Annotated in this window: 13 protein-coding genes; 12 read left to right on the forward strand and 1 reads right to left on the reverse strand. The window is 42.7% G+C overall.

Going from position 1 to position 22,117, the window contains the following annotated elements; translation table 11 throughout:
- Window positions 1–755 precede the first annotated feature (755 nt).
- The 10 genes from BY457_RS10090 (at window position 756) to BY457_RS10140 (ending at window position 17,373) form a co-directional block, all read left to right on the forward strand.
- Window positions 756–3,701 (forward strand): golvesin C-terminal-like domain-containing protein, encoded by a 2,946-nt coding sequence (locus BY457_RS10090; RefSeq protein ID WP_258176687.1) that lies wholly within the window; start codon window positions 756–758, stop codon window positions 3,699–3,701.
- Window positions 3,702–3,735: 34 nt separating this feature from the next.
- The gene (locus BY457_RS10095; protein WP_106153208.1) at window positions 3,736–5,208 is read left to right on the forward strand and encodes a glycosyltransferase family 2 protein; all 1,473 of its coding nucleotides are present in this window, start codon (window positions 3,736–3,738) and stop codon (window positions 5,206–5,208) included.
- A 2-nt stretch (window positions 5,209–5,210) separates the two neighbouring features.
- Entirely contained in the window at window positions 5,211–6,176 is a 966-nt protein-coding gene (locus BY457_RS10100) for a DUF4922 domain-containing protein (RefSeq protein WP_106153209.1), read from the forward strand.
- Window positions 6,177–6,188: 12 nt separating this feature from the next.
- Window positions 6,189–7,523 carry a SpoIID/LytB domain-containing protein gene (locus BY457_RS10105; RefSeq protein WP_106153210.1) on the forward strand — a complete coding sequence of 445 codons (1,335 nt, stop codon included), beginning with the start codon at window positions 6,189–6,191 and terminating at the stop codon, window positions 7,521–7,523.
- A gap of 176 nt (window positions 7,524–7,699) precedes the next feature.
- On the forward strand, window positions 7,700–10,162 hold the full coding sequence (locus BY457_RS10110) for a glycoside hydrolase family 9 protein (protein ID WP_106153211.1): 2,463 nt from the start codon (window positions 7,700–7,702) through the stop codon (window positions 10,160–10,162).
- A 48-nt stretch (window positions 10,163–10,210) separates the two neighbouring features.
- Window positions 10,211–12,052, forward strand: a complete 1,842-nt coding sequence (locus BY457_RS10115; RefSeq protein WP_106153212.1) for an MFS transporter — start codon at window positions 10,211–10,213, stop codon at window positions 12,050–12,052.
- Window positions 12,053–12,171: 119 nt separating this feature from the next.
- Window positions 12,172–13,689: a glycoside hydrolase family 10 protein gene (locus BY457_RS10120; protein WP_106153213.1), complete on the forward strand. Its 1,518-nt coding sequence runs from the start codon at window positions 12,172–12,174 to the stop codon at window positions 13,687–13,689.
- Window positions 13,690–13,759: 70 nt separating this feature from the next.
- Window positions 13,760–15,199 carry a sodium:solute symporter gene (locus BY457_RS10125; protein WP_106153214.1) on the forward strand — a complete coding sequence of 480 codons (1,440 nt, stop codon included), beginning with the start codon at window positions 13,760–13,762 and terminating at the stop codon, window positions 15,197–15,199.
- Between the two features lie 209 nt (window positions 15,200–15,408).
- On the forward strand, window positions 15,409–16,518 hold the full coding sequence (locus tag BY457_RS10135; protein ID WP_106153215.1) for an acyltransferase family protein: 1,110 nt from the start codon (window positions 15,409–15,411) through the stop codon (window positions 16,516–16,518).
- A gap of 147 nt (window positions 16,519–16,665) precedes the next feature.
- Window positions 16,666–17,373: a pirin family protein gene (locus tag BY457_RS10140; protein ID WP_106153216.1), complete on the forward strand. Its 708-nt coding sequence runs from the start codon at window positions 16,666–16,668 to the stop codon at window positions 17,371–17,373.
- Between the two features lie 217 nt (window positions 17,374–17,590).
- Here the strand turns inward: BY457_RS10140 and BY457_RS10145 are convergent, their stop codons facing one another.
- The gene (locus BY457_RS10145; protein ID WP_106153217.1) at window positions 17,591–18,814 is read right to left on the reverse strand and encodes an exo-beta-N-acetylmuramidase NamZ family protein; all 1,224 of its coding nucleotides are present in this window, start codon (window positions 18,812–18,814) and stop codon (window positions 17,591–17,593) included.
- A gap of 921 nt (window positions 18,815–19,735) precedes the next feature.
- On the opposite strand from BY457_RS10145, the gene BY457_RS10150 reads away from it, so the two are divergent.
- Window positions 19,736–20,899 carry a C40 family peptidase gene (locus BY457_RS10150; protein WP_106153218.1) on the forward strand — a complete coding sequence of 388 codons (1,164 nt, stop codon included), beginning with the start codon at window positions 19,736–19,738 and terminating at the stop codon, window positions 20,897–20,899.
- Window positions 20,900–20,911: 12 nt separating this feature from the next.
- The gene (locus BY457_RS10155; protein ID WP_106153219.1) at window positions 20,912–22,057 is read left to right on the forward strand and encodes a dipeptide epimerase; all 1,146 of its coding nucleotides are present in this window, start codon (window positions 20,912–20,914) and stop codon (window positions 22,055–22,057) included.
- Window positions 22,058–22,117: the final 60 nt, after the last annotated feature.

The following is a 22,117-nucleotide window of genomic DNA, read 5'->3' on the forward strand; positions in this document are numbered from 1 at the left end:
TATATAAAAAAAGTTTGGTTTTTGATATCATATAAGATGTATTACAAATTTTTGTTTCTTGAAAAAATGTTTCTACATTTGAAAACAAAAATTGACAGTCTTTTATGTTGAGTGAATTTCTTGAGCTTGATAAAACGTTTATAGTTATGATTTTAGTGGCTTATTGAGAGTTGATTTTGATTCAGGAGCTGGTCGTTTTTTCCTGAGGCGGTTGAATTTAGATGTATATATTTAATTTCCTATAAGGTAGTCTGGACTTTAGTAGAAGTCAATTTGTTTGAATAGACCTTCTGAAACCGGAGGTTGGACAAAATAACAGAACCGATGATTTTAAACACCACAATGAAACGAGCATGGAATTTTGATTCTTTAAAGATGCCACAAAAGTGCATTTTTAAAAGGATTTCGAGATCCATCCGACTTTAAGAAGTAAATTTTATACGGATGAAACGAGCATGGCAACGACTGCCTCAAAAGATAATGTAAACAATCAACCATGCGAGTTCCATCAGACCAATAACTTAGATGAATTATTTACTGATGAAACGAGCATGGCAAAGGTTGCCTCAAAAGAATATGTATAAGTTATTGCATGCGAGTTCCATCCGACCTTGAAAAAATAATTTTATACGGATGAAAAGATGAAGAATTTTTTGATACTTAAGAGTGTGTTAATTCTTATAATATTAATGGTTTTTCCATTTGAAATGATTTCTCAGTCGGAAAGAAAAGAACTACGGCTCGAGAATAAAGCGATGAAAAGAATTAATGACGGATTTGATCTTTTAGATCCGTGGCTTTACATGGGGCCAATGCATGTTGATTCTGTTGAAGTGAATGTATTGGAGGAAGAACTGGATGTTTTTCTTTCTCCTAATGTTACAATGATTCCGTTAAGAGAGGCATGGATAACTTCATTGAAATACGCTCTTAGAAATCTTACAGGCAGGAGGTTCAAAGATTATGAAATTCAATTGTTTTGTAAAGGGAAGGCTCTTGAAAAATATGTTCCGTTGTATTTCAGGGAACAAATTCCGATGGACTCCCTCCGGATGAAAGATATAGGATTAAGAAATCCCTTGGTAAAAAGGGTGAATCAGGGAGTTTTTAACTCTGGATTGACCAATCACAATATTGCTTTGTGGGCGAGTCATGGTTATTATTATGAGTCAGAACTGGATCGGTGGGAATGGCAAAGAGCCAGGTTGTTTGGAACCGTGGAGGACATTTACCCATTTGCTTATACGTGTAATTATCTTGTACCAATGTTGGAGGATGCCGGGGCGAACGTTTTTGTGCCCAGGGAAAGAGACACTCAAATTCATGAAGTCATTGTAGATAATGATGGGTTGTCTGGAGGAAGTGAGATAATCATAGGCAAGGGAATCCGTCAAATAGAGAGCTCTGGCAAAAAAGGTTTTGCCATTAAGGATACTTTATTTAATGGAGATAATCCTTTTAAAATGGGAACCTGGATGCAAGTTCAAGCTTCGGATGAAAATTCTTCAGGCATAACTTACCTGCCCAATATTCCTGAAGCCGGGGAGTATGCTGTTTATGTTTCATATGGGAAAATAGAGAGCGCACTTGACAATGTTTCATATCGTGTTAATCATTCTGGAGGGAGTACCCGATTTTTACTTAATCAGCAAATGGGTTACGGGACTTGGGTTTACCTTGGAACTTTCCACTTTTCCAAAGGGAAAAATATACAATCGGGATCTGTCGTGATAGAAGTTCCATCCAATTCCACCGGAGTGGTGACAACTGATGCCATTCGCTTTGGCGGAGGGATGGGCAATGTTGCCAGGCGTCCCGAAGAATCTTATACCAAAAGAAAATGGTCACTGGATGATAATCATGCGGAAAATTCAGAGGTGGAGATAAACGATTCGGTATCCTACGTCTATAAGCTAAGTGGCAAGCCACGGTGGATGGAAGCCGGAAGGTATTGGTTACAATATGCAGGAGTGCCTGATTCAATTGTTTATAGCCTAAATGAGCAAAAGAATGACTACAACGATGATTATCAGTCGCGAGGTGAATGGGTGAATTATCTGATGGGCAATCCCAACGGGCCTACCAAAGCGCCTGAATTCCAGGGGTTGAATATTCCGATTGATCTGGCCTTTGCTTTTCATACAGATGCGGGAACTACCCCGGGAGATTCCGTTGTCGGAACGCTTGGAATTTACAGTTCAGTTACGAATGAAGGCCGGTTTCCGGATGGAAAATCAAAACTGGCCAGTCGCGACTTGACAGATTTGGTTCAATCTCAAATTGTGTCTGATATCAGATTAACCTTTAACGATGAATGGACGCGCCGGGCCATGTGGGATAAACAGTATTCCGAAGCTTATCGGCCTAATGTGCCCACCATGTTGCTGGAGTTGTTGTCTCACCAAAATCTGGCTGATATGAAATACGGGCTTGATCCCCGGTTTCAATTTACCGTTGCCAGAGCTATATATAAAGGGATGGTGCGCTTCCTGTCAGCGCGAGAGGGGCGCCTGGCGGTCATAAAGCCTCTTGCTCCCGATCATCTTTCTCTGACACACAGAGGAGGAAAAAGTGTAAGATTAAGCTGGAGACCTGTAATGGATCCTCTGGAAGAGAGTGCAGTTCCTTCCGGCTACAAGGTTTACCAAAGAATTGAAGGCAATGGTTTTTCCAATGGGGTGTTTACTTCAGATACATCGATGGTTCTTGAATTACCTGATTGGGATACTATTTATAGCTTTAAGGTTACTGCTTTAAACGAGGGAGGAGAGAGTTTTCCGTGCGAAACATTGTCTGTATCACTAAACTCCTCTTCTGATGATTTGGTCTTGGTAGTCAACGGATTTGACCGAGTGGGGCCACCCGCATTTGTGGATGGAGAAACTGCCGGAGTAGCATGGTGGGAGGATGAAGGTGTACCCAGGAACAGAGATGTGAGCCACACTGGCAAACAATACGATTATGACCGCTCCTCTCCGTGGCTTGATGATGACAGTCCTGGGCATGGAGCCAGTCATGCCGACATGGAAGGGAAAATAATTCCCGGTAATAACTTCGACTTTGTATTTACACATGGAAAAGCGATCCGCGATGCCGGTTATTCCTTTGTTTCGGTAAGTGATGAAGTGTTTGCTTCTGATGGGTTTGAGGTTGAACCTTACAAAGCTGTTGATTTGCTCTATGGCGAAGAGAGAGGAATCGAATCTCTATTCAACTCAGATGAAAAACAATACAGGCTTTTTTGCCCGGGAACAAGGGAGGTATTGAAAAAATACCTCTTGTCCGGAGGAAATGTCCTGATCTCCGGAGCATACATAGGTACAGACGCTGTGGAAAACAATGATTCAACCACCATCGAATTTTTAAAAGAAGTTTTGCACTTTCGTTGGATGACCAATCATGCTGACAATGTGGGAAATCTGAAAGTGACAGATAAAGCTTCATCGCTGTTCCTGCCATCGCTCAGCTATAATACGGAATATCATCCCGATATTTATAAAGTTGAATCACCCGACGGCATTGAGCCTGTGGGAGATGATGCTTTCAGAATTTTCAGGTACGAAAGCAATAATGTCTGTGCAGGAGTAGGCTTTTTAGGCGACTATCAGAGTATAATCCTCGGGTTTCCCTTTGAAACCATTCCATCAGAAAAGGAGAGGGCTGAATTGATGAAACAGATCTTACAATTTTTTCAGAGATAGAATAAATAATTGAAACGATAAAACAGATCAGGATATGCATAACAAGATTTCATGTTTCTTACCGGTTGCCGAACCGGCCGATCTTAAGCAAACCATTGATGAACTGAAAGCAGTTGATCTGGTTGACGGAATTTATGTAATGACCACCCCTGAAAGTAAGGGAGCAGAGTTGCCGGAAGGCGTTGACTCATTTGAAGTGCCGGTTCTTAATTCCACTCAGATGGTGAAAGAAATAGCAAAAAGAGCTGAGGCTTCTTCACATGTTTTGCTGTATGCCAAATCGCTTCCGTTAAAATTGGGTGCTTTGTCCCTGGAACGCATGGTTCAGGCTGCTGAATATACCGGGGCGGGAATGATCTATTCCGATTACGTTGCATTGAAGGAAGGTAATAGGATGCAAAATCCGGTAATTGATTATCAGGACGGAAGTTTAAGAGACGACTTTAACTTTGGTTCGTTGCTGCTTTTCCCGTCGGCAGTGGTGAAAGAAGCCGCAGACAAAATGAAAGCCGACTATAAATTTGCGGGACTGTATGACCTTCGACTCAAAGTGTCTCAGAATCATAAGCTCTTCCGTTTGCCGGAATTTCTATATACCGAAATGGAAACGGATACACGTAAATCAGGGGAAAAGATTTTCGACTATGTGGATCCTAAAAACCGGGACGTTCAGATTGAAATGGAAGTTGCCTGTACCGAACATCTAAAAGCTATAGGCGGATATCTTAAGCCGGAATTTGAAGAAGTAAAGTTTGATGAATCGGATTTTCCGGTGGAGGCCTCAGTGATTGTTCCGGTGCGTAATCGCGCCAAAACCATCGAAGATGCGGTAAGATCTGTTTTCAGCCAAAACACTTCGTTTAAATTTAATTTAATTATTGTTGATAACCATTCGGATGATGGGACAACCGATATATTGAAAAAACTGGCATCCGAAGACGATCGCCTGATTCACGTGGTACCTGAACGAAAAGATCTGGGTATTGGAGGATGCTGGAATCTGGCCATCATGCACGAAGCTTGTGGAAAATTTGCCATCCAGCTTGACAGTGATGATTTGTATGCTGATGACTCAGTTGTTCAAACCATTGTGGACGCTTTTTATGAACAGAATTGCGCCATGGTAATCGGCTCCTATCAGATGGTGAATTTCAAATTAGAAGAAATTCCTCCCGGATTGATCGACCACAAAGAATGGACCCCCGATAATGGGCGGAACAATGCTTTGCGCATTAACGGACTGGGTGCTCCCCGTGCTTTTTATACGCCTGTGTTGAGAGAAATCCGGGTGCCTAATGTGAGCTATGGCGAAGACTATGCCGTAGGATTGGCCATTTCTCGTGATTATCAAATCGGACGTATATACAAGTCACTTTATATGTGTCGCCGCTGGGAAGATAACTCAGATGCTTCTTTGGATATTGTTAAGATGAATAACCATAATTTGTACAAAGACAGGGTGAGGACCATGGAATTGTGGGCCCGGATTGCTAAAAACAGAAAGTAGATATGTCGAAAGATATTTCCATGAATACTTCATTGCAGGAAAAAGTTGATCACCTGATTGATGAACAGGTGGTCAACTGGCCAATGGCCAAAGGAAATTATGAAGGTTTGAGTGAAGTAAAAATCCGTTCTCTTGAATTTGGTCCTTCAACAGAGATGAGAGTGCAGTTTAATCCGGCGCGAATCAGGTCTTCAGCTGCCAAAGTGGATGCCAAATCTATTCAGGAGCGGAAATGTTTTCTTTGCGAAGACAATTTACCTCCTGAACAAAATAAGGTGGCTTTTCGCGATGATTACCTCATTTTGGTGAATCCCTTTCCCATCTTTCCAAGGCATCTTACCATTCCTCATGTGAGGCATACCGACCAACGTATCAAAGGAAGGTTGTCGGATATGATGATGCTGGCCCGGGAACTTCCGGAATTTGTTGTATTCTATAATGGCCCCAGGTGCGGTGCCAGTGCCCCCGATCATTTTCATTTTCAGGCCGGAAATAAAGGCTTCATGCCTATTGAAGAGGAGTTCCGGTATCATCCACGGAAATCATTGTTAATTGATCGTAAGGATGTTCGGGTGTTTTGCGTGGACAACTATTTGCGGAAGACCTTAGTGTTTGAAGGAGAGCAACCCGATGAGATAGAATGTTGGTTTAACCGGGTTTACCGTTTTCTGGATACAATTCAACGAAATGAGGAGGAACCTATGCTTAATATTTTGTGTTCGTGGGATAATGGCACCTGGCGTTTGGTTGTTTTTCCCCGTCAGGGACACCGTCCGCGTCAGTTTTATGCTGAAGGGGGGGAGCAAATTGTGTTGAGCCCTGCTTCTGTCGATTTCGGTGGAGTTCTCATTACGCCAAGAGAGGAAGATTTCGAAAAACTCAATACTGATCTTGTAAAGGATATCTTTGAGCAGGTAACCCTTAATAAACACGACTGGGAATTGGTAAAGAGGATATTTCAAGAATAAAATCTGAAGATTATGCAACCAAATATAGAAGTAGGGGTGCTTTTTGCGCCAAAATTTTCATTTTCATTGGACGGGGCTTATAAGTTGAAATCCACCGGTGAAGAGTTTGAAGGAAAGGGTGAAGCCCTCCTAAAGGATGGAGCTATTACTATAATGATCAATGGAGAAGCCATCTCATCCGATTCTCCGTTAGAATTTGAACCAGTAAATTATGAGGAAGCCAGCTTTGAGCTCAAAGATGTGGTGATTGGGATTAGTTTTCACTGGGAACGAAAAGAAGACCAGTGCTTTAAGGGGACATTGCGCATTATTAGTGAGGATGGGCATTTAACCGCGGTTAATAGCATTCCTTTGGAGGACTACCTGATAAGTGTAATTTCATCCGAGATGAGTGCTACCTCTTCGCCGGAGTTGCTGAGGGCCCATGCCGTTATTTCACGCAGCTGGCTGATGGCCCAGAAAGAGAAGGAGCAAAAACTGAAAGAAACCGGGAACTACGAAACGGTTATCGAAGGAGAAGGCGAAAAGATCAAATGGTACGACCGGGAGGATCACATCAATTTTGACGTTTGTGCCGATGATCATTGTCAGCGTTACCAGGGAATAACCAGGGCGTCAACTAAAGAAGTGGAGGCAGCCATTGCTGATACTTTTGGAGAAGTGCTGACTTATGACAATGAGATATGCGATGCCCGTTTCTCCAAAGCTTGCGGAGGTATTGCTGAAGTTTTTGAGAATGTTTGGGAGCCGGTCAATCACCCATACCTTACAAAGGTGATCGACAATGACTTTACCCCTGAGGGTTTTAAGCTGGATTTAAAGCAGGAAGATGCTGCTCAGGAATGGATTACCGGTAATCCTCCGGCTTTTTGTAATACCCAGGATAAAGAAGTCTTGTCGCAGGTACTTAACGATTACGATCAGGAAACTGCCGATTTTTACCGCTGGAAAGTAACTCTGAGTCAGGATGATGTGAAGCGGCTTTTAAAGAAGAAAATTGATTTGGACCTGGGAAATGTTATAGATATGATTCCGGTAGAGCGGGGTGAATCCGGTCGCCTGATTCGCCTTAAAATTGTTGGAACTGAAGGAGAGTTGACCATCGGTAAAGAATTGGAAATCCGCAAAGCTTTATCAGAATCTCACCTTTACAGCTCTGCTTTTGTGGTTGAGAAAGAAGCGGGAGAAAGGGGTCTTCCAAAGTCATTTACTCTGATTGGTGCAGGTTGGGGGCATGGTGTTGGTTTGTGTCAGATTGGAGCCGCGGTGATGGGAGCTAAAGGTTATTCCTATCAGGAGATTTTGACTCATTATTTCAGAGGGGCCGCTTTGGAAAAGCGTTATTGATTTCCTCATTTGTAGGTCGAAGCTGATGCAGATTACCGCTCGGCTCTGCCGCTTTGTTAAGCAAAGAAATCCGCAGCAGCGAGGTGGTAGATTGTAGTAAAATTAGTTTAGCAGCAGCGAGGAGGAACGAAAAGTGCATCATATGTTATCCATATATTAATTAACATTCAGTCATTATGAGTCTGAAACGAATTTTACTTCCGGTTGCGATTTATTGTTTTTCTGCAGGTTCCCTGTTTGCAGAAGGCTGGATTCGTGTAAATCAGCTTGGATATATTCCCAATACGACTAAAGTGGCGGTAATGATTGCAGATGACACGGTTTCGCCGGAAAGCTTTCAGGTAAAGGCATTGAAATCCGGAGAGGTTGTTTTTAGTGGAACCCCAAGGACTGAAGACGGTTCTGTGTGGGGCATGAAAGCAGCTTTTAGACTCAATTTTTCAGAGCTGACTCAACCAGGAAGTTATTTTATCGAATCTTCAGGTTTTCGTTCTCCTGAATTCCGCATTGACCAGAATGTTTATGAAGGAGCGGCTGACTTCCTTCTGAATTATATGCGGCAGCAGCGATGTGGCTACAACCCGTTTCTGGAAGATAGTTGTCATGTGCACGATGGCACCATTGTGGATCATCCCGAAAAAAGCGGGGCATATATTGATGTACATGGCGGTTGGCACGATGCTTCCGATTACCTGCAATACACCAACACCTCGGCCAACGCTGTTTTTCAGATGTTATTTGCCTATGAAAAGAACCCCGAAGCCTTTAAGGATGTTTACGGTGCCAATGGTAATAAAGGCCCCAACGGACGGCCTGATGTGTTGGATGAGGCCATATGGGGGCTGGAGTGGCTCATGAGGATGAATCCGGCTCCCGGGGAAATGTATAATCAGATTGCTGATGACCGCGACCATGCCGGCTATAGATTGCCAAACAAAGACTCCGTTGATTATAATGTTCCGTTTGGAAGACCGGTTTACTATGTTACGGGCGAACGACAGGGGTTGGGGCCCCATTTGAACCGAACTACCGGAGTGGCTTCTACAGCAGGTAAATTTGCTTCTGCCTTTGCTTTGGCGAGTAAAGTTTTGAAAGAAGAAAATCCCGAATGGGCTGCAGAAATGCTGCAAAAGGCCAAAGAGGCCATGCGTTTTGGGGAGCAGTTTCCCGGAGCTGCGCAGACTGCCTGCTATGTCTCACCCTATTTTTACGAAGAGCAGAACTATGTTGACGATATGGAGCTGGGAGCTTCTGCTTTGGCTTTTTCAGAGAATGACAGCCTGGATAAATGGTTAAAAGCCGGAGATTTCTGGGGGGAGGTGGAACCTGTTACTCCCTGGATTGAATTGCATGGTGCCCGTCACTATCAGTTTTACCCATTTGTAAATGTTGGGCATTATCTGATGGCCAGCCAGGGAAATGAGCATTTCAAAAAGAAATATACAGATTTTATGAGAAAAGGGCTTTTGGCCCTGGAAAAAGAGGCAGCATCTGATCCATTCAGGATAGGGGTACCGTTTATTTGGTGTTCCAATAATCTGGTGACGGCTGCCCTGACGCAGGCCCGGTTGTATCATGAAGTATCCGGAGATCAGCAGTTTTTGGAAATGGAAGCTGCTTTACGCGATTGGCTGTTTGGCTGTAACCCCTGGGGCACGGCAATGATTTGCGGATTTCCCGGGGTTGCGGATTCTCCCACTCACCCTCATTCTGCCTTCCCTTTGTTGCTGCAGAAAAATACCATTGGCGGATTGGTTGACGGCCCTGTTTACAAAACCATATTTGAAAGTCTGAGAGGGGTGGGATTGCTGGATGATGATGAATATGGCGCCTTCCAAAACGGAAAAGCTGTTTATCATGATGATATCGGTGATTATTCCACTAATGAACCAACCATGGACGGCACGGCATCTTTGGTCTGTTACCTGTCGTCGATGGAAACTTATAATACACCTGAATTGGACCGGGATTCACAAGGTGCAGTGGTGCGTGTTAATGCCACTCAACCTTTAATCTATCTGGTATTTCCTGCCGATGAGCATTTCGAAGGGGCTTCTCTTGTTTTGGATGTTCTGGACGAAAAAGATGTGAAAGGTTCCTTCTTTCTCACCGGGAAATGCTTAAAAAAACGGGGCAACCGAAAAGCAATCGACCGTATTGTTGCTTCAAGCCACTATCTTGGACCTCATTCGGATGATCATCTGTTGTATGCCGACTGGGAAAAAAGAGATTCTTTGCTGGTTGCCTATGAAGAGTTTAAAATCGATTTGAAGAAAAATCTCCAATCTATCGAAGAAAAAGGCGCTTCCATGGAAAATGTGCGATGGTTTCTGCCACCTTATGAATGGTACAACAAAGATGTTGTTGCCTGGAGCCGGAATTTGGGAATGGAGGTAGTGTCGTTTACACCTGGCACTGGAACAAATGCCGATTATACAACTCCGGGAATGGCCAATTATAAAACCAGCCGCGAATTGCTTGACCAGCTTTGGCGTTTTGAAGAAAAAAATGGGCTGAATGGAGCTTTATTGTTGGTGCACCCTGGTGTGCATCCCGATCGGAAAGATAAATTTTACAATTATATTGGAGATATTATAGATGAGCTTCGAAATCGTGGCTATCGATTTGAGAAATTATAAATGTGCGATCACAGTATTTGTAAACGTGACAGTTAAATCTTTTGTGCTATGGGTTCAAAAAACCGTTCACCCTGGAGTTGGGTGCCTACTCTTTACTTTGCGCAAGGTATTCCTTATGTGATTGTGATGACCGTTTCGGTCATTATGTATAAGCGCCTTGGAATATCAAATGCCGATATTGCTTTGTACACCAGTTGGCTTTACCTGCCATGGGTCATTAAACCACTGTGGAGTCCGGTGGTGGATTTGTTGAAAACCAAGAGGTGGTGGATTGTAGTCATGCAGATACTGGTAGGGGCCGGACTTGCGGGAGTGGCATTTACTATTCCTGTTCCTGATTTTTTTCAATACACGCTGGCGTTTTTCTGGTTGCTTGCATTTAGTTCAGCTACCCACGACATAGCAGCCGACGGGTTTTATATGCTCGCCCTGGATGAACACAAACAAGCTTACTTCATTGGTATTCGAAGTACTTTTTACAGAGTAGCCATGATAACCGGACAGGGCCTGCTCATTATCCTGGCCGGATTCTTTGAAACCCACACAGGTCTTGATCCCATCGAGTTTAAAGTGCATACCAGGCCCGATCAACCGGCTGAAATAACCGTTCCTGAATTTGACCGGGAAGTAAGTAATGATGAAATGGCTTTTGTGCTGACTTCTGATGACCTTCAGATTCCTACTAAAAAGGCAGAGCCAACGACCATTGATAGTCTCATTCAATGGGCCGAAGCTGAAAACCTTGCCAATGGTTTTGTAATGCCCGAAAAGAGCAAAGAGGTGGAAAAAACGGATGGATGGTTTGTTTCTTATGTATCGGGTCCATTGAAAGAGAAGCTGAAGTCCGCTTTTGGGCGGGATGAGGTTGTAGAATCCACCATGAATCCCGGAAATATTGGAATCGTAGGTGTAAGGTTAACCCAAAAGCCTGAAACAGGTGAAACCGTTGTTCTGAATACCGGGATTCGCAGAGGTGATGAGAGTATTAAATTAATAGAAGGAGAACGCATAGAGGTAAGTTCATCTAACTGGCAGGAGACGGCCTGGATAGTGGTTCAGCTGGATCCCAAACTGGAAGGTGCATCGATTGCCTTTTACGAAGGGCGTTCAGGCAATATTCCTTTGGCCTGGACCATTACTTTTGTGATTCTGGCTGGTATGTTTTTGGTGTTTTTTCTTTATCACCGGTTTATATTGCCACGTCCTGCATCAGATAAAGCCACCGTTCAGGGAGAAGGGGAAAACCTGTTTTCTGAATTTTTCGCCACCTTCAAATCTTTTTTTAAAAAAGAAAATATTGGTCCTGCACTGGCATTTCTCTTGTTGTTTCGTCTGGGAGAGTCTCAAATTGTAAAGCTTGCTTCCCCGTTTATGCTGGATGCACGCGAAGTGGGTGGTTTAGGACTAACCACCGGAGATGTAGGGCTTATTTACGGGACCATTGGAATTTTGGCCCTTACTCTGGGAGGCATTCTCGGTGGACTGGTAGCTTCTAAGAACGGACTCAAATTCTGGCTTTGGCCCATGGCTTTTGCGATGAATTTGCCCAATCTGGTATTTGTGTATCTTTCATATGCCACTCCTCAGAGTATGTGGCTCATCTCAGCTTCAGTAGCCGTTGAACAGTTTGGCTATGGATTTGGGTTTACCGCTTACATGCTGTACATGATCTATTTTGCGGCCGGTAATCATAAAACTGCCCATTATGCCATTTGTACAGGACTTATGGCGCTGGGAATGATGATTCCGGGTATGATCTCAGGGTGGATCCAGGAAATTGTGGGCTATGAAAATTTCTTTATCTGGGTTGTGATATGTACAGTGCCCGGGTTTATTGTTCTTAAGTTCCTCAAAATCGATCCCACTTTTGGTATTAAGAAGAACGAGTAGTTCAAGGTTAAGGCTGAGGCAAAGACTAAGATTTTTCTTAACCACACTTTCTGTCTCAGCCTCAATCTGTCTGTCATCTTCCATCTAATAATCTTAGATCTAATTTCACAATACATACTATGTTACGTAAACTAACACTTATTTTCATCCTGTCGCTTTTTGTTGCTTCATTACAAGCCAGGGAATATCCCAAGCGGGAGATGCGTGCCATATGGATCGCTACGGTGGCAAATATCGACTGGCCTTCGAAATCGGGGCTTTCTGTTGAACTTCAACAAGACGAAATGCTGGAGCTGTTTGATCTGGCCAAGGAATACAACCTCAATACGGTGATATTTCAGGTTCGTCCCTCCACCGATGCTTTTTATCCATCCGAGCTGGAGCCATGGTCGCAATGGCTAACCGGTGAGCAGGGACAGGCCCCGGATCCTTTCTACGATCCCCTTGAGTTTGCAATTGAAGAGGGACGAAAGCGAGGGCTGGAGATTCATCTTTGGCTGAATCCTTACCGGGCAGTGGTGGATACAGCAAAAGCTTCCATAGCTGTGGATCATCCCGTTAATCAACATCCTGAGTGGTTTGTAACTTATGGTAAAGCAAGGTATTTCAATCCCGGCTTGCCTGAGACCCGCAATCATGTGGCAACGGTGGTGGCTGATGTCCTGAAAAGATATAATGTGGATGCCCTTCATTTTGATGATTATTTCTATCCATATCGTATTTCCGGGGAAGAGTTTCCCGATCAGGAAGCATTTGAAATGTATCCCCGCGGTTTTACTGCCGACCAAAAAGATGACTGGCGTCGCGACAATGTGGACCTGATTATTGAGCAGTTGCATGACACCATAGAGAACGTGAATCCATCGGTGGCTTTTGGAATCAGTCCTTTCGGGGTCTGGCGCAACCAATCGGTGGATCCGAGAGGGTCTGCCACCAGAGCCGGACAAACCAATTATGATGATTTGTATGCCAATATTCTGCGCTGGCAGGAGGAAGGATGGATAGATTATATTACGCCACAGATATATTGGCACATTGGCAAAGAGGTTGCTGATTATGCAATTATTGCCGATTGGTGGAGTAAAAATGCCCTTGGTTGCCGGCTTTACATCGGCCAGGCTTTTTACCGCATCAATAGGGATTCAAAAGACCGGGAATGGCGTTCTTCCCGGCAGATTCTGAAGCAGATTAACCTGAATCGTACTTATCCCAATATCGATGGGAGTATGTTTTTCAGTGCGAAATCGCTTCGAAACAATCCCCGCAGATTAAAGGAGAAGTTGCTGAGAAGAGTTTATCGTTATGAAGCTTTACCTCCGGTGAACCCCAGAGTAGCGCAAGTGGTTCCTGAGGTCCCGCAAAATCCGGAAATTAGGCTGGTGGGTGATTCTATTCAGATGACCTGGAAGCCGGGATACAATAACGAAACTTTTGTTGTCTATAAGTTTAAACATGGGAAACAGGCCAATACCGGGAATCCTGAGAGTATTTTTGCCGTTACCGGTGGCAATGAAATGACGTTTGAAGTGTCTCGAAAAACACATCCCCGAAAGTATTATTTTGTGATTTCGGCCTTGAGCCAAACCAATATAGAGTCGGTTACGGAGTTTTTTAAAGATGTAAGTCTGGAGGATTAAGATTTAGATTAAGGAAAAGGAAAAGGTTAAGAGGATGTTTAATTTACTCTCAACCTCAATACTATAGATTATGAGTACAACACTTGTTTTGTTAGTGATTCTGGGCTTCTTTACAGCCTTGTTTCTAATATCCTGGTTTTCTTCACGCAACAGTGATAGCGAGACCTTTTTTACGGGGAATCGAAAATCGCCCTGGTATCTTGTGGCTTTTGGAATGATTGGAGCCACCATTTCGGGCGTCACCTTTATATCTGTTCCGGGTGAAGTTGGCAACAGTGGCTGGAGCTATTTCCAGTTTATCCTGGGTAATTTTGTGGGTTACTGGATTATTGCTCTGGTTCTTTTGCCCCTCTACTATAAGCGTAATCTGGTTTCGATTTACACATATCTCGATCAACGGTTTGGACTGAGATCCTACAAAACAGGGTCTTTCTTTTTTATTGTATCCCAAACAATAGGAGCCTCGTTCAGGCTTTATCTGGTTGCCGGGGTTTTGCAGATCTCCTTTTTCGATGCGCTTGGAGTTCCCTTTTGGGTGACAGTGCTTACCACCATAACACTTATCTGGCTCTACACTTTTAAGGCCGGTATTAAAACCGTAGTCTGGACCGATACTCTGCAGACTTTCTTTATTTTGCTGTCGGTGATTGTGACCATAGTCGTTATTCTTCAGCAACTGAATATGAGTTTTGGAGAGATGGTTCAGGCTATTGACCATCATCCCCACAGTGAAATTTTTGACTGGGACTGGCGTTCAGGCACTAACTTTTTCAAGCAGTTTATTGCAGGAATAGGTATTACCATTGTGATGACCGGACTGGATCAGAATATGATGCAGAAAAACCTAACCTGTAAAAACCAGAAAGAGGCTCAGAAGAACCTTTTTTGGTTCAGTCTGGCCTTTATATTAACCAATCTGATGTTTCTGGGTCTGGGCGTTATGTTGTATCATTATGCCGGAGAAATGGGGATTGAATTACCCCAACGAACAGATGATGTATTTCCGCTTCTGGCCATAAAGTATTTTGGAACGGTTGTGGGGGTGTTCTTTCTTTTGGGAATTATTGCAGCTGCCTATTCCAGTGCTGATTCAGCACTTACAGCATTAACCACTGCATTCTGCATTGATTTTCTTAAAGTCAGTCCTAAGCTTCCATCTACAGAAAAAACCAGGATTAAAGTACATATTGCCTTTTCTTTTATTATGTTTCTGGTCATCGTGATTTTCAGAATTATCAATGACGAGAGTGTGGTAAATTCGGTATTTACGGCTGCAGGATATACTTATGGGCCTCTGCTTGGGTTGTTTACATTTGGTATTCTGACAAAGCGCAGCACCAGGGACCGGTTCGTCCCTTTTATTAGCGTGCTGTCTCCCATATTGTGTTACATTATCAGTTCCAATTCGGAACAATGGCTCGGAGGCTATAAATTTGGTTTCGAACTGTTGATGCTTAATGGACTTTTGGTGTTTTTAGGACTGCTGATGTTTTCAAGGCCGAAAAAGTAGTGAATCTTGATTTGTCAGGTTTTCAATTTATTTATTCTAGTGTTCTAACAGTGGTTTTTTTGTGTGTCGGAGGCAGACTGTTAGATCCGGGAGTAGTATATATTTCTAATCGGCTGAAACAAGCATGGCAACGATTGCCTCAAAAGAGAATGTAAACAATCAACCATGCGAGTTCCATCAGACCAATAACTTAGATAAATTATTTACGAATGAAACAATCACAAAGATATCTGGCCCTCGATGTTCTGAGGGGGATGACCATCGCATTAATGATTACCGTAAACACCCCCGGAAGCTGGCAATATGTTTATGCGCCTTTGCGTCATGCCAGTTGGCATGGGTGTACTCCCACCGACCTTGTATTCCCGTTTTTTCTTTTTGTTGCAGGTGTTTCCATGTTTTTTTCGTTCGGGAAATATGGAGGGGCTTTAAACTCCGAATCATTAAAACGACTGGGGCGAAGAACCCTCCTGATTTTTGTCATCGGATTATTTCTGAACTCCTTCCCACAATGGTCGCACGATTTCAGCACTTTGCGTATAATGGGGGTGTTGCAGAGGATTGCTCTGGCCTATGGCATTGGCTCACTGATTGTCTTGTCCGCTCCCCGCAAATACATCCCCTTCATCGGTGGAGGAATATTGCTGATTTATTGGGGTATCCTGGGCTGGTTTGGAGGAGCTGAACCTTACAGTTTGGAAGGCAATGCAGTAATTCCTTTTGATAAGGCGATATTAGGGGAACAACATCTCTACACCGGGTTTGGAATTCCCTTTGATCCTGAAGGTTTGCTGAGTACTGTTCCATCCATCGTCACCGTTTTGTTGGGATATCTGACAGGGGTGATTATTAAAAATACCGAGCGCGCAAAGGTCCCGGGTCGTCTGGCCTTGTATGGTTTGATAACAACCGTTATTGGCCGTTTTTGGGGAATCGTCTTTCCCATCAACAAGCCATTGTGGACAAGTTCATATGTGCTCTATACGGCAGGGTTGGCAGCTTTGTTTTTGGCGCTTTTGGTGTTTGTTATCGATATTAAGGGATACAAAAAATGGACCTCATTTTTTGTGGTGTTTGGGATGAATCCTTTGTTTATTTATGCCCTGTCGGGATTATGGGCACGAACGCTGGGCATACTAATAAAAGTTGAAACAGCTGACGGCTCGGTTGTTAGGGGAAGTACATGGCTATACCAAAACATTTTTGTGCCTGTTGCCGGTAATATGAACGGATCGTTGTTGTATGCCCTGACTCACATATTTTTCTTTTGGTTGATAGGTTATATCCTGTATAAAAAACGGATCTTTATCAAAGTATAGGGGTCTGATTTTTAGATTTGATAAATAAGGATGAAGGCTGTCCCAGAAAAATGGAGCAGCCTTCTGTTTTTTTGGATGTAATATTGGAATATGAACTTTTGATGAAAGTTGATGTTTTAAGAAAGCACGTATAGAAGCAGGAAAATAATGAAAAAAGTAATTCACAGAAATGAGACACGTGGCCATGCTGATCATGGTTGGTTAAATTCTTACCACACTTTCAGTTTTGCCAATTATTATAATCCAGAGCGGGTTCAGTTTGGAGCCCTTAGGGTGTTAAATGATGATGCCGTTCAGCCCGGAATGGGATTTGGAAAGCATCCTCATGATAATATGGAAATTATTTCCATTCCCCTTTCAGGAGACCTGGAGCATAGAGATAGTATGGGGAATGAAGGTGTGATAAAAGAAGGTGATGTTCAGGTAATGAGTGCCGGGAAAGGGATTTTTCACAGTGAGAAAAACCGTAATACGGATAAAGAGGTTAAGTTTCTGCAAGTCTGGGTTTTACCCAATAAACAGGACGTTGAGCCCCGGTATGATCAAACTTCCATTCGTGAGTTGTCTATTCCCAATCAGTTTTATCAGATTCTCTCCCCAAATAAAGAGGATCAGGGGGTGTGGATTTATCAGGATGCCTGGTTTTCATTGGCTGAATTGGAATCAGGTAATAGTGCTGTGTACGAACTGAAAGGCAATAATCATGGTGTTTACCTGTTTGTGATTGAAGGACAGGTAGAAGTGGCTGATGAGGTTTTGAGCAGAAGGGATGGAATTGGGATTAGTGAGATTGAATCAATCAATGTTGAAGCATCTGAGAATTGTCGGTTATTGCTGATGGAGATACCCTTTTGAATATGGCTGATTTTTCGGAGAAAAGAATTGAATAATAGGTTGTCCAAAAGGTAACATGAATAGGTGATATGATTTTTTGAGTACTTGAGGAATACCGACAAAGAGATTTTTCACCTTGTTCAGAATGACAAAAGACTCAAAATTCATGACTTTTTGGACAGCCTGATTGGAAATCTCTGCGAAGATCTATTCCAACTTTGGTGTGTATTTTAACTTGCTAATACAGAAAACTCTTCTCAGCCTCTTCTTTGAAGTTTTTAACGTCTTGTGTCCACAGGTCAATAATGTCTTTTACTTTAAAATCCTTCTCAAAAGCTTTTCGTACTTTATCTGTCCCACAAACCTTGTCGAACATCCCCAGGCGGGATGGATCACACATCTTGAAAACATTCTTTTCAGGATTCAACTTATAAGCCTCCTGAAGCACATAAAACTGAATAAGCGACAGAGGGGCTTTTTCAATATCGGTGAGATGAACCTGAACACCTTCAATTTCTTCGCCTTTATAGGTACTGTAGTAAGGTTTGAAGTAAACCGGGCGAAACATCACCCCTGGTAATTCCAGGGCCTGTAGCTTTTTGGTAAGTTCATTGGCATCCAGCCAGTCAGCTCCAAACAATTGGAAGGGTAGTGTATAGCCCACGCCAATATTGTAAACATATAATTCGCCCAAAATGCCAGATGCCGGATAGTAATAAGTTGAATGAGCGTGAGGGATATGGGGGGAAGACATAACCCAGGGCAGTCCTGTTTCTTCAAAATTCATATCGCGTTTCCAACCCTCCATTTGAATGACTGTCAGGTCACATTGTATTCCATTTTTTAATAATTTCTGGTCATTCAGGTAGGTGGCAAGTTCTCCTACTGTAAATCCATGAACATAGGTAATGGGGAATTGACTTACGAAGGAAGTAAATTCGGGCTCGGTAATGACTCCCTCAAATTTGTTGCCACCTAGAGGATTGGGGCGGTCGAGCACCATAAATTCAATGTTGTTTTCTGCAGCTGCTTCCATGGCCAATCCCAACGTACTTATAAATGTGTATGATCTGGAACCAATGTCCTGGATGTCATACACCAGTATATCAATGCCCTTTAGCATTTCTGGGGTTGGCTTTCGTGTTTTTCCATAAAGACTGAATATGGGAATGCCAGTGGTGGGGTCTTTTTCATTTTCAACCTTTTCGCCTGCAGCAATATTGCCTCGTACCCCGTGTTCCGGTCCGTACAATGCTACCAACTCCACGTTTTTGGCTTCATGAAGAATGTCCACGGTTGATTTCAGATGCGAGTTAACACCTGTGGGATTGGTAATTAATCCTGCCTTTTTGCCTTTTAGAGGTGCAAAATTTTGAATCTCTAAGATTTCAATTCCGGTTTTTACTTGTGCCTGAGTGCAAAAGATTACCGATAATGCCAGTAATAAAGTGTATAGTCTCATTGTTAAAATTTTTTCAGTTTTTTCCTTTGTTGAACCTGCCAAAAACCTTCAAACAGCGACATAACAACCGCGAGAAACGATGGGGGAAGCAAGCTCTTTCAATCTAATAGTTTTTCCGAACAATAGGAATTTATAGAATTCAGCCTGGTTGCTTTGGTGAAAAATGGTTTTTCGATCCATGAGATGTAGTACAAAAAACAAAAATAATAAAGTTTTGGTTTTTATCAGATCTCTTCATCTGTTTTAAATTTCTTTATAAAATAAGAGTTATAACGGTTAAAGAGTAATAGGCAACTTTTATATACTAGCAAACGGGAGCGATTTGTAAAACTCGTGTCTTCCCCATTCCTTCGATAATAAATAGAACAGCCTGTCTTTATTCCCGGGCACAATCGCTTCAAAACGATAAATGGATCAATTCTGGGATTCATTATTGTCCCTGTTCTATTTTGCAATACTATGAATTTTGACCGAGTACCGAAATTAGTTCAGATTATTTGGTACGATTGCCATTCGGTCAGAAATACAAATCCTGTATAGATGCCTGTTGGTTCATTGTAAATACAGAGTATGGACAAAGTTTCTGGTCCTATAAAATATGGCTATGAAGAGAATTGTGGGATTATCGGCTGGATGAAGTAGGATTTGCCAGAAGAGATCTGTATTTCAATTAATTGAGCGTAAAAAGTGGGTCGATTGCTATTTGAGATGTAAAAAAATATATTTTTTTTTGGAATCTATTTGTTTATTGAGATGCTTGCCAATAAAGGGTTTTGTGTAGATATTTGTGATCCTTTAAACATGTAATACATGTTATGTGATATAAAACATCTAAAATTTATTTGGTTTTTGAAATCTTAACATTATTTTTGAACTCCGTAAGATGTAATACAAAAGTATCAACGAATTGTAAATGCTTGTATGAATGTTGAAAAAAATGTCATAATTCTTTTGATTTCTTTGTTGTTTCTGCATTGCAAAAATGACAAGGTGTTGGAGAATAGTGTTTCAGATTTTAAGGATACATATGTTGAAGATTCTCGTGAACAGGTGTTTGACGTTTCGGCTGAACGCGTAGCCCGTAGGACTTATATTTTGAATGGGGAATTGGATAACGCTTCCTTGAAAGAGGCATTGATTTCAAAACTTACGGAAGAGGGATTTAAAATTCAGGATAGTATCCGCATTCTTCCTTTTGGTGTTCCTGAAAACTATGCTCTTGTCGAATTAAGTGTGACGACTTTGCGTGAAGGACCCTCTCATATCAGTTCTATGTTGAGCCAGGCTCTTATGGGAACTCCGGTGAAAGTTCTGAAAAAAGACGGTGGTTGGACTTATGTTCAAACTCCTGATAATTATTTAGGTTGGTGTGAGGCAGGTTCACTTCATTATATGGATGAAGATGAATGGGATGAATGGAAAACTGCAAGGCGAATTATGGTTACTAAGCGCAGCACTGTGGTTAAGAATCTTGAAAAAAATAATGTTGTCAGAGATCTGGTAGCGGGCAATATACTTGTAGTAAAGGAGGAAACTTCCGAAGGTGTTGTTGTAGAAACACCCGACGGGAAGATTGGGGTGGTTGATGCCGATCAGGTTGTTCCTTTTGAGGGCTCAGTATTTAAGCTGCCCGTTGATGTTGATGATGTTAAAGCAGATGCGCTGGATTTATTAGGTACTCCTTATTTGTGGGGAGGAACTTCAGTCAGGGCGCTTGATTGCAGCGGATTTACAAAAACGGTTTACCAGTTGCAGGGAGTTATTCTTGCAAGAGATGCCTCTTTGCAGGTTCGACATGGTGAAAAAGTAGCGGTTAATGGCGGATGGCAATCCTTTGAAACAGGTGATTTGCTATTCTTTTCTCCACGGCCTGATAGTGAGAGAATTACTCATGTTGGGATTTATTTGGGTAATTCAGAATTTATCCATGAAGCCGGAAGGGTCAGGATAAACAGTCTGGATAGTACCAAAACCCACTTTAGTAAATATAGAGCCCGGACATTGAAGCAGATTCGACGTGTTAGTGGGATGGAGGGTGCTGAGGGAATTGTCCCCATGTTGAAACATCCCTGGTATGTAAATTAAAATGCCCCTTTTATGAAGCTTTTAAAAAACAGGAGAGACTTTATTAAGACTGCCGGCATACTGGCCGGATCTGCTGCTGTGCTACCTGCGTTAAGCAATTGTCAACAACCGGCAAATAGAAAAACATCAACAAGAGGAAAGACCATGGTTTTAAAATTCAAACCTTATGAGCTGCAATTGAAGCATGTTTTTACAGTAGCTGCCGGTAGTCGGACGACCACTCCGGTAATGCTTACCGAAATTGAATATGACGGAATTGTTGGTTATGGTGAAGCGTCGATGCCGCCTTATCTGGGCGAGAGTCATGAATCGGTGAAGAACTTCCTGTCCAAAGTGGATTTGTCACGTTTCAAGGATCCATTTCTGATGGAGGATATCCTGCAATATGTGGAACAAATTGCTCCCGGGAATTATGCAGCCAAAGCTTCTGTGGACATTGCGTTACATGATTTGGTCGGGAAACTTATGGGACAACCCTGGTACCGCATTTGGGGATTGAATCCTGCCGAAACGCCTGATACTTCTTTCACTATTGGTATCGATAAGCCGGAAGTCGTAAAGGCGAAAACCCGGGAGGCTGCTCCTTACAATATTTTAAAAGTCAAGCTGGGCGGTGGCAACGACCGGGAAATGATTCAGTCGGTAAGATCGGTAACTGACAAACCCATTTGTGTGGATGTCAATCAGGGTTGGAAAGATCGCCATGAAGCCCTTGAACTGATTCACTGGCTTAAGGAAGAAGGGGTTGTGTTTGTGGAACAACCTATGCCCAAAACTGCTGTTGATGATCTGGCCTGGTTGGCTGCTGAAAGTCCGTTGCCAATAGTGGCCGATGAAGCACTTCAAACCGTTGCCGATGTGCGTAAAGCCTACGGTCTCTACAATGGTATCAATATAAAGCTTATGAAATGTGGCGGTATTAGAGCTGCTCACCAAATGGCATTAGCTGCCAAATCTCTTGGCATGAAGGTGATGTTGGGCTGTATGACCGAAACATCCTGTGCCGTTACCGCAGCAGCCCAACTTTCTCCCATGGCGCACTGGGCCGATCTGGACGGAAATCTCCTGATCAGTAATGATGTTTTTGATGGCCTGAAAGTGATAGATGGCCGTGTGGTGCTACCCGACAGGCCCGGGATTGGAGTGGTAGAAGTTTGAAGCCGGAAATTCTTCAATGAATAAATTAGTTGTTCATGAAAAGGAGAATCATTGGATAAC

Source organism: Marinilabilia salmonicolor, from assembly GCF_003003035.1.
Lineage (GTDB): Bacteria > Bacteroidota > Bacteroidia > Bacteroidales > Marinilabiliaceae > Marinilabilia > Marinilabilia salmonicolor_A.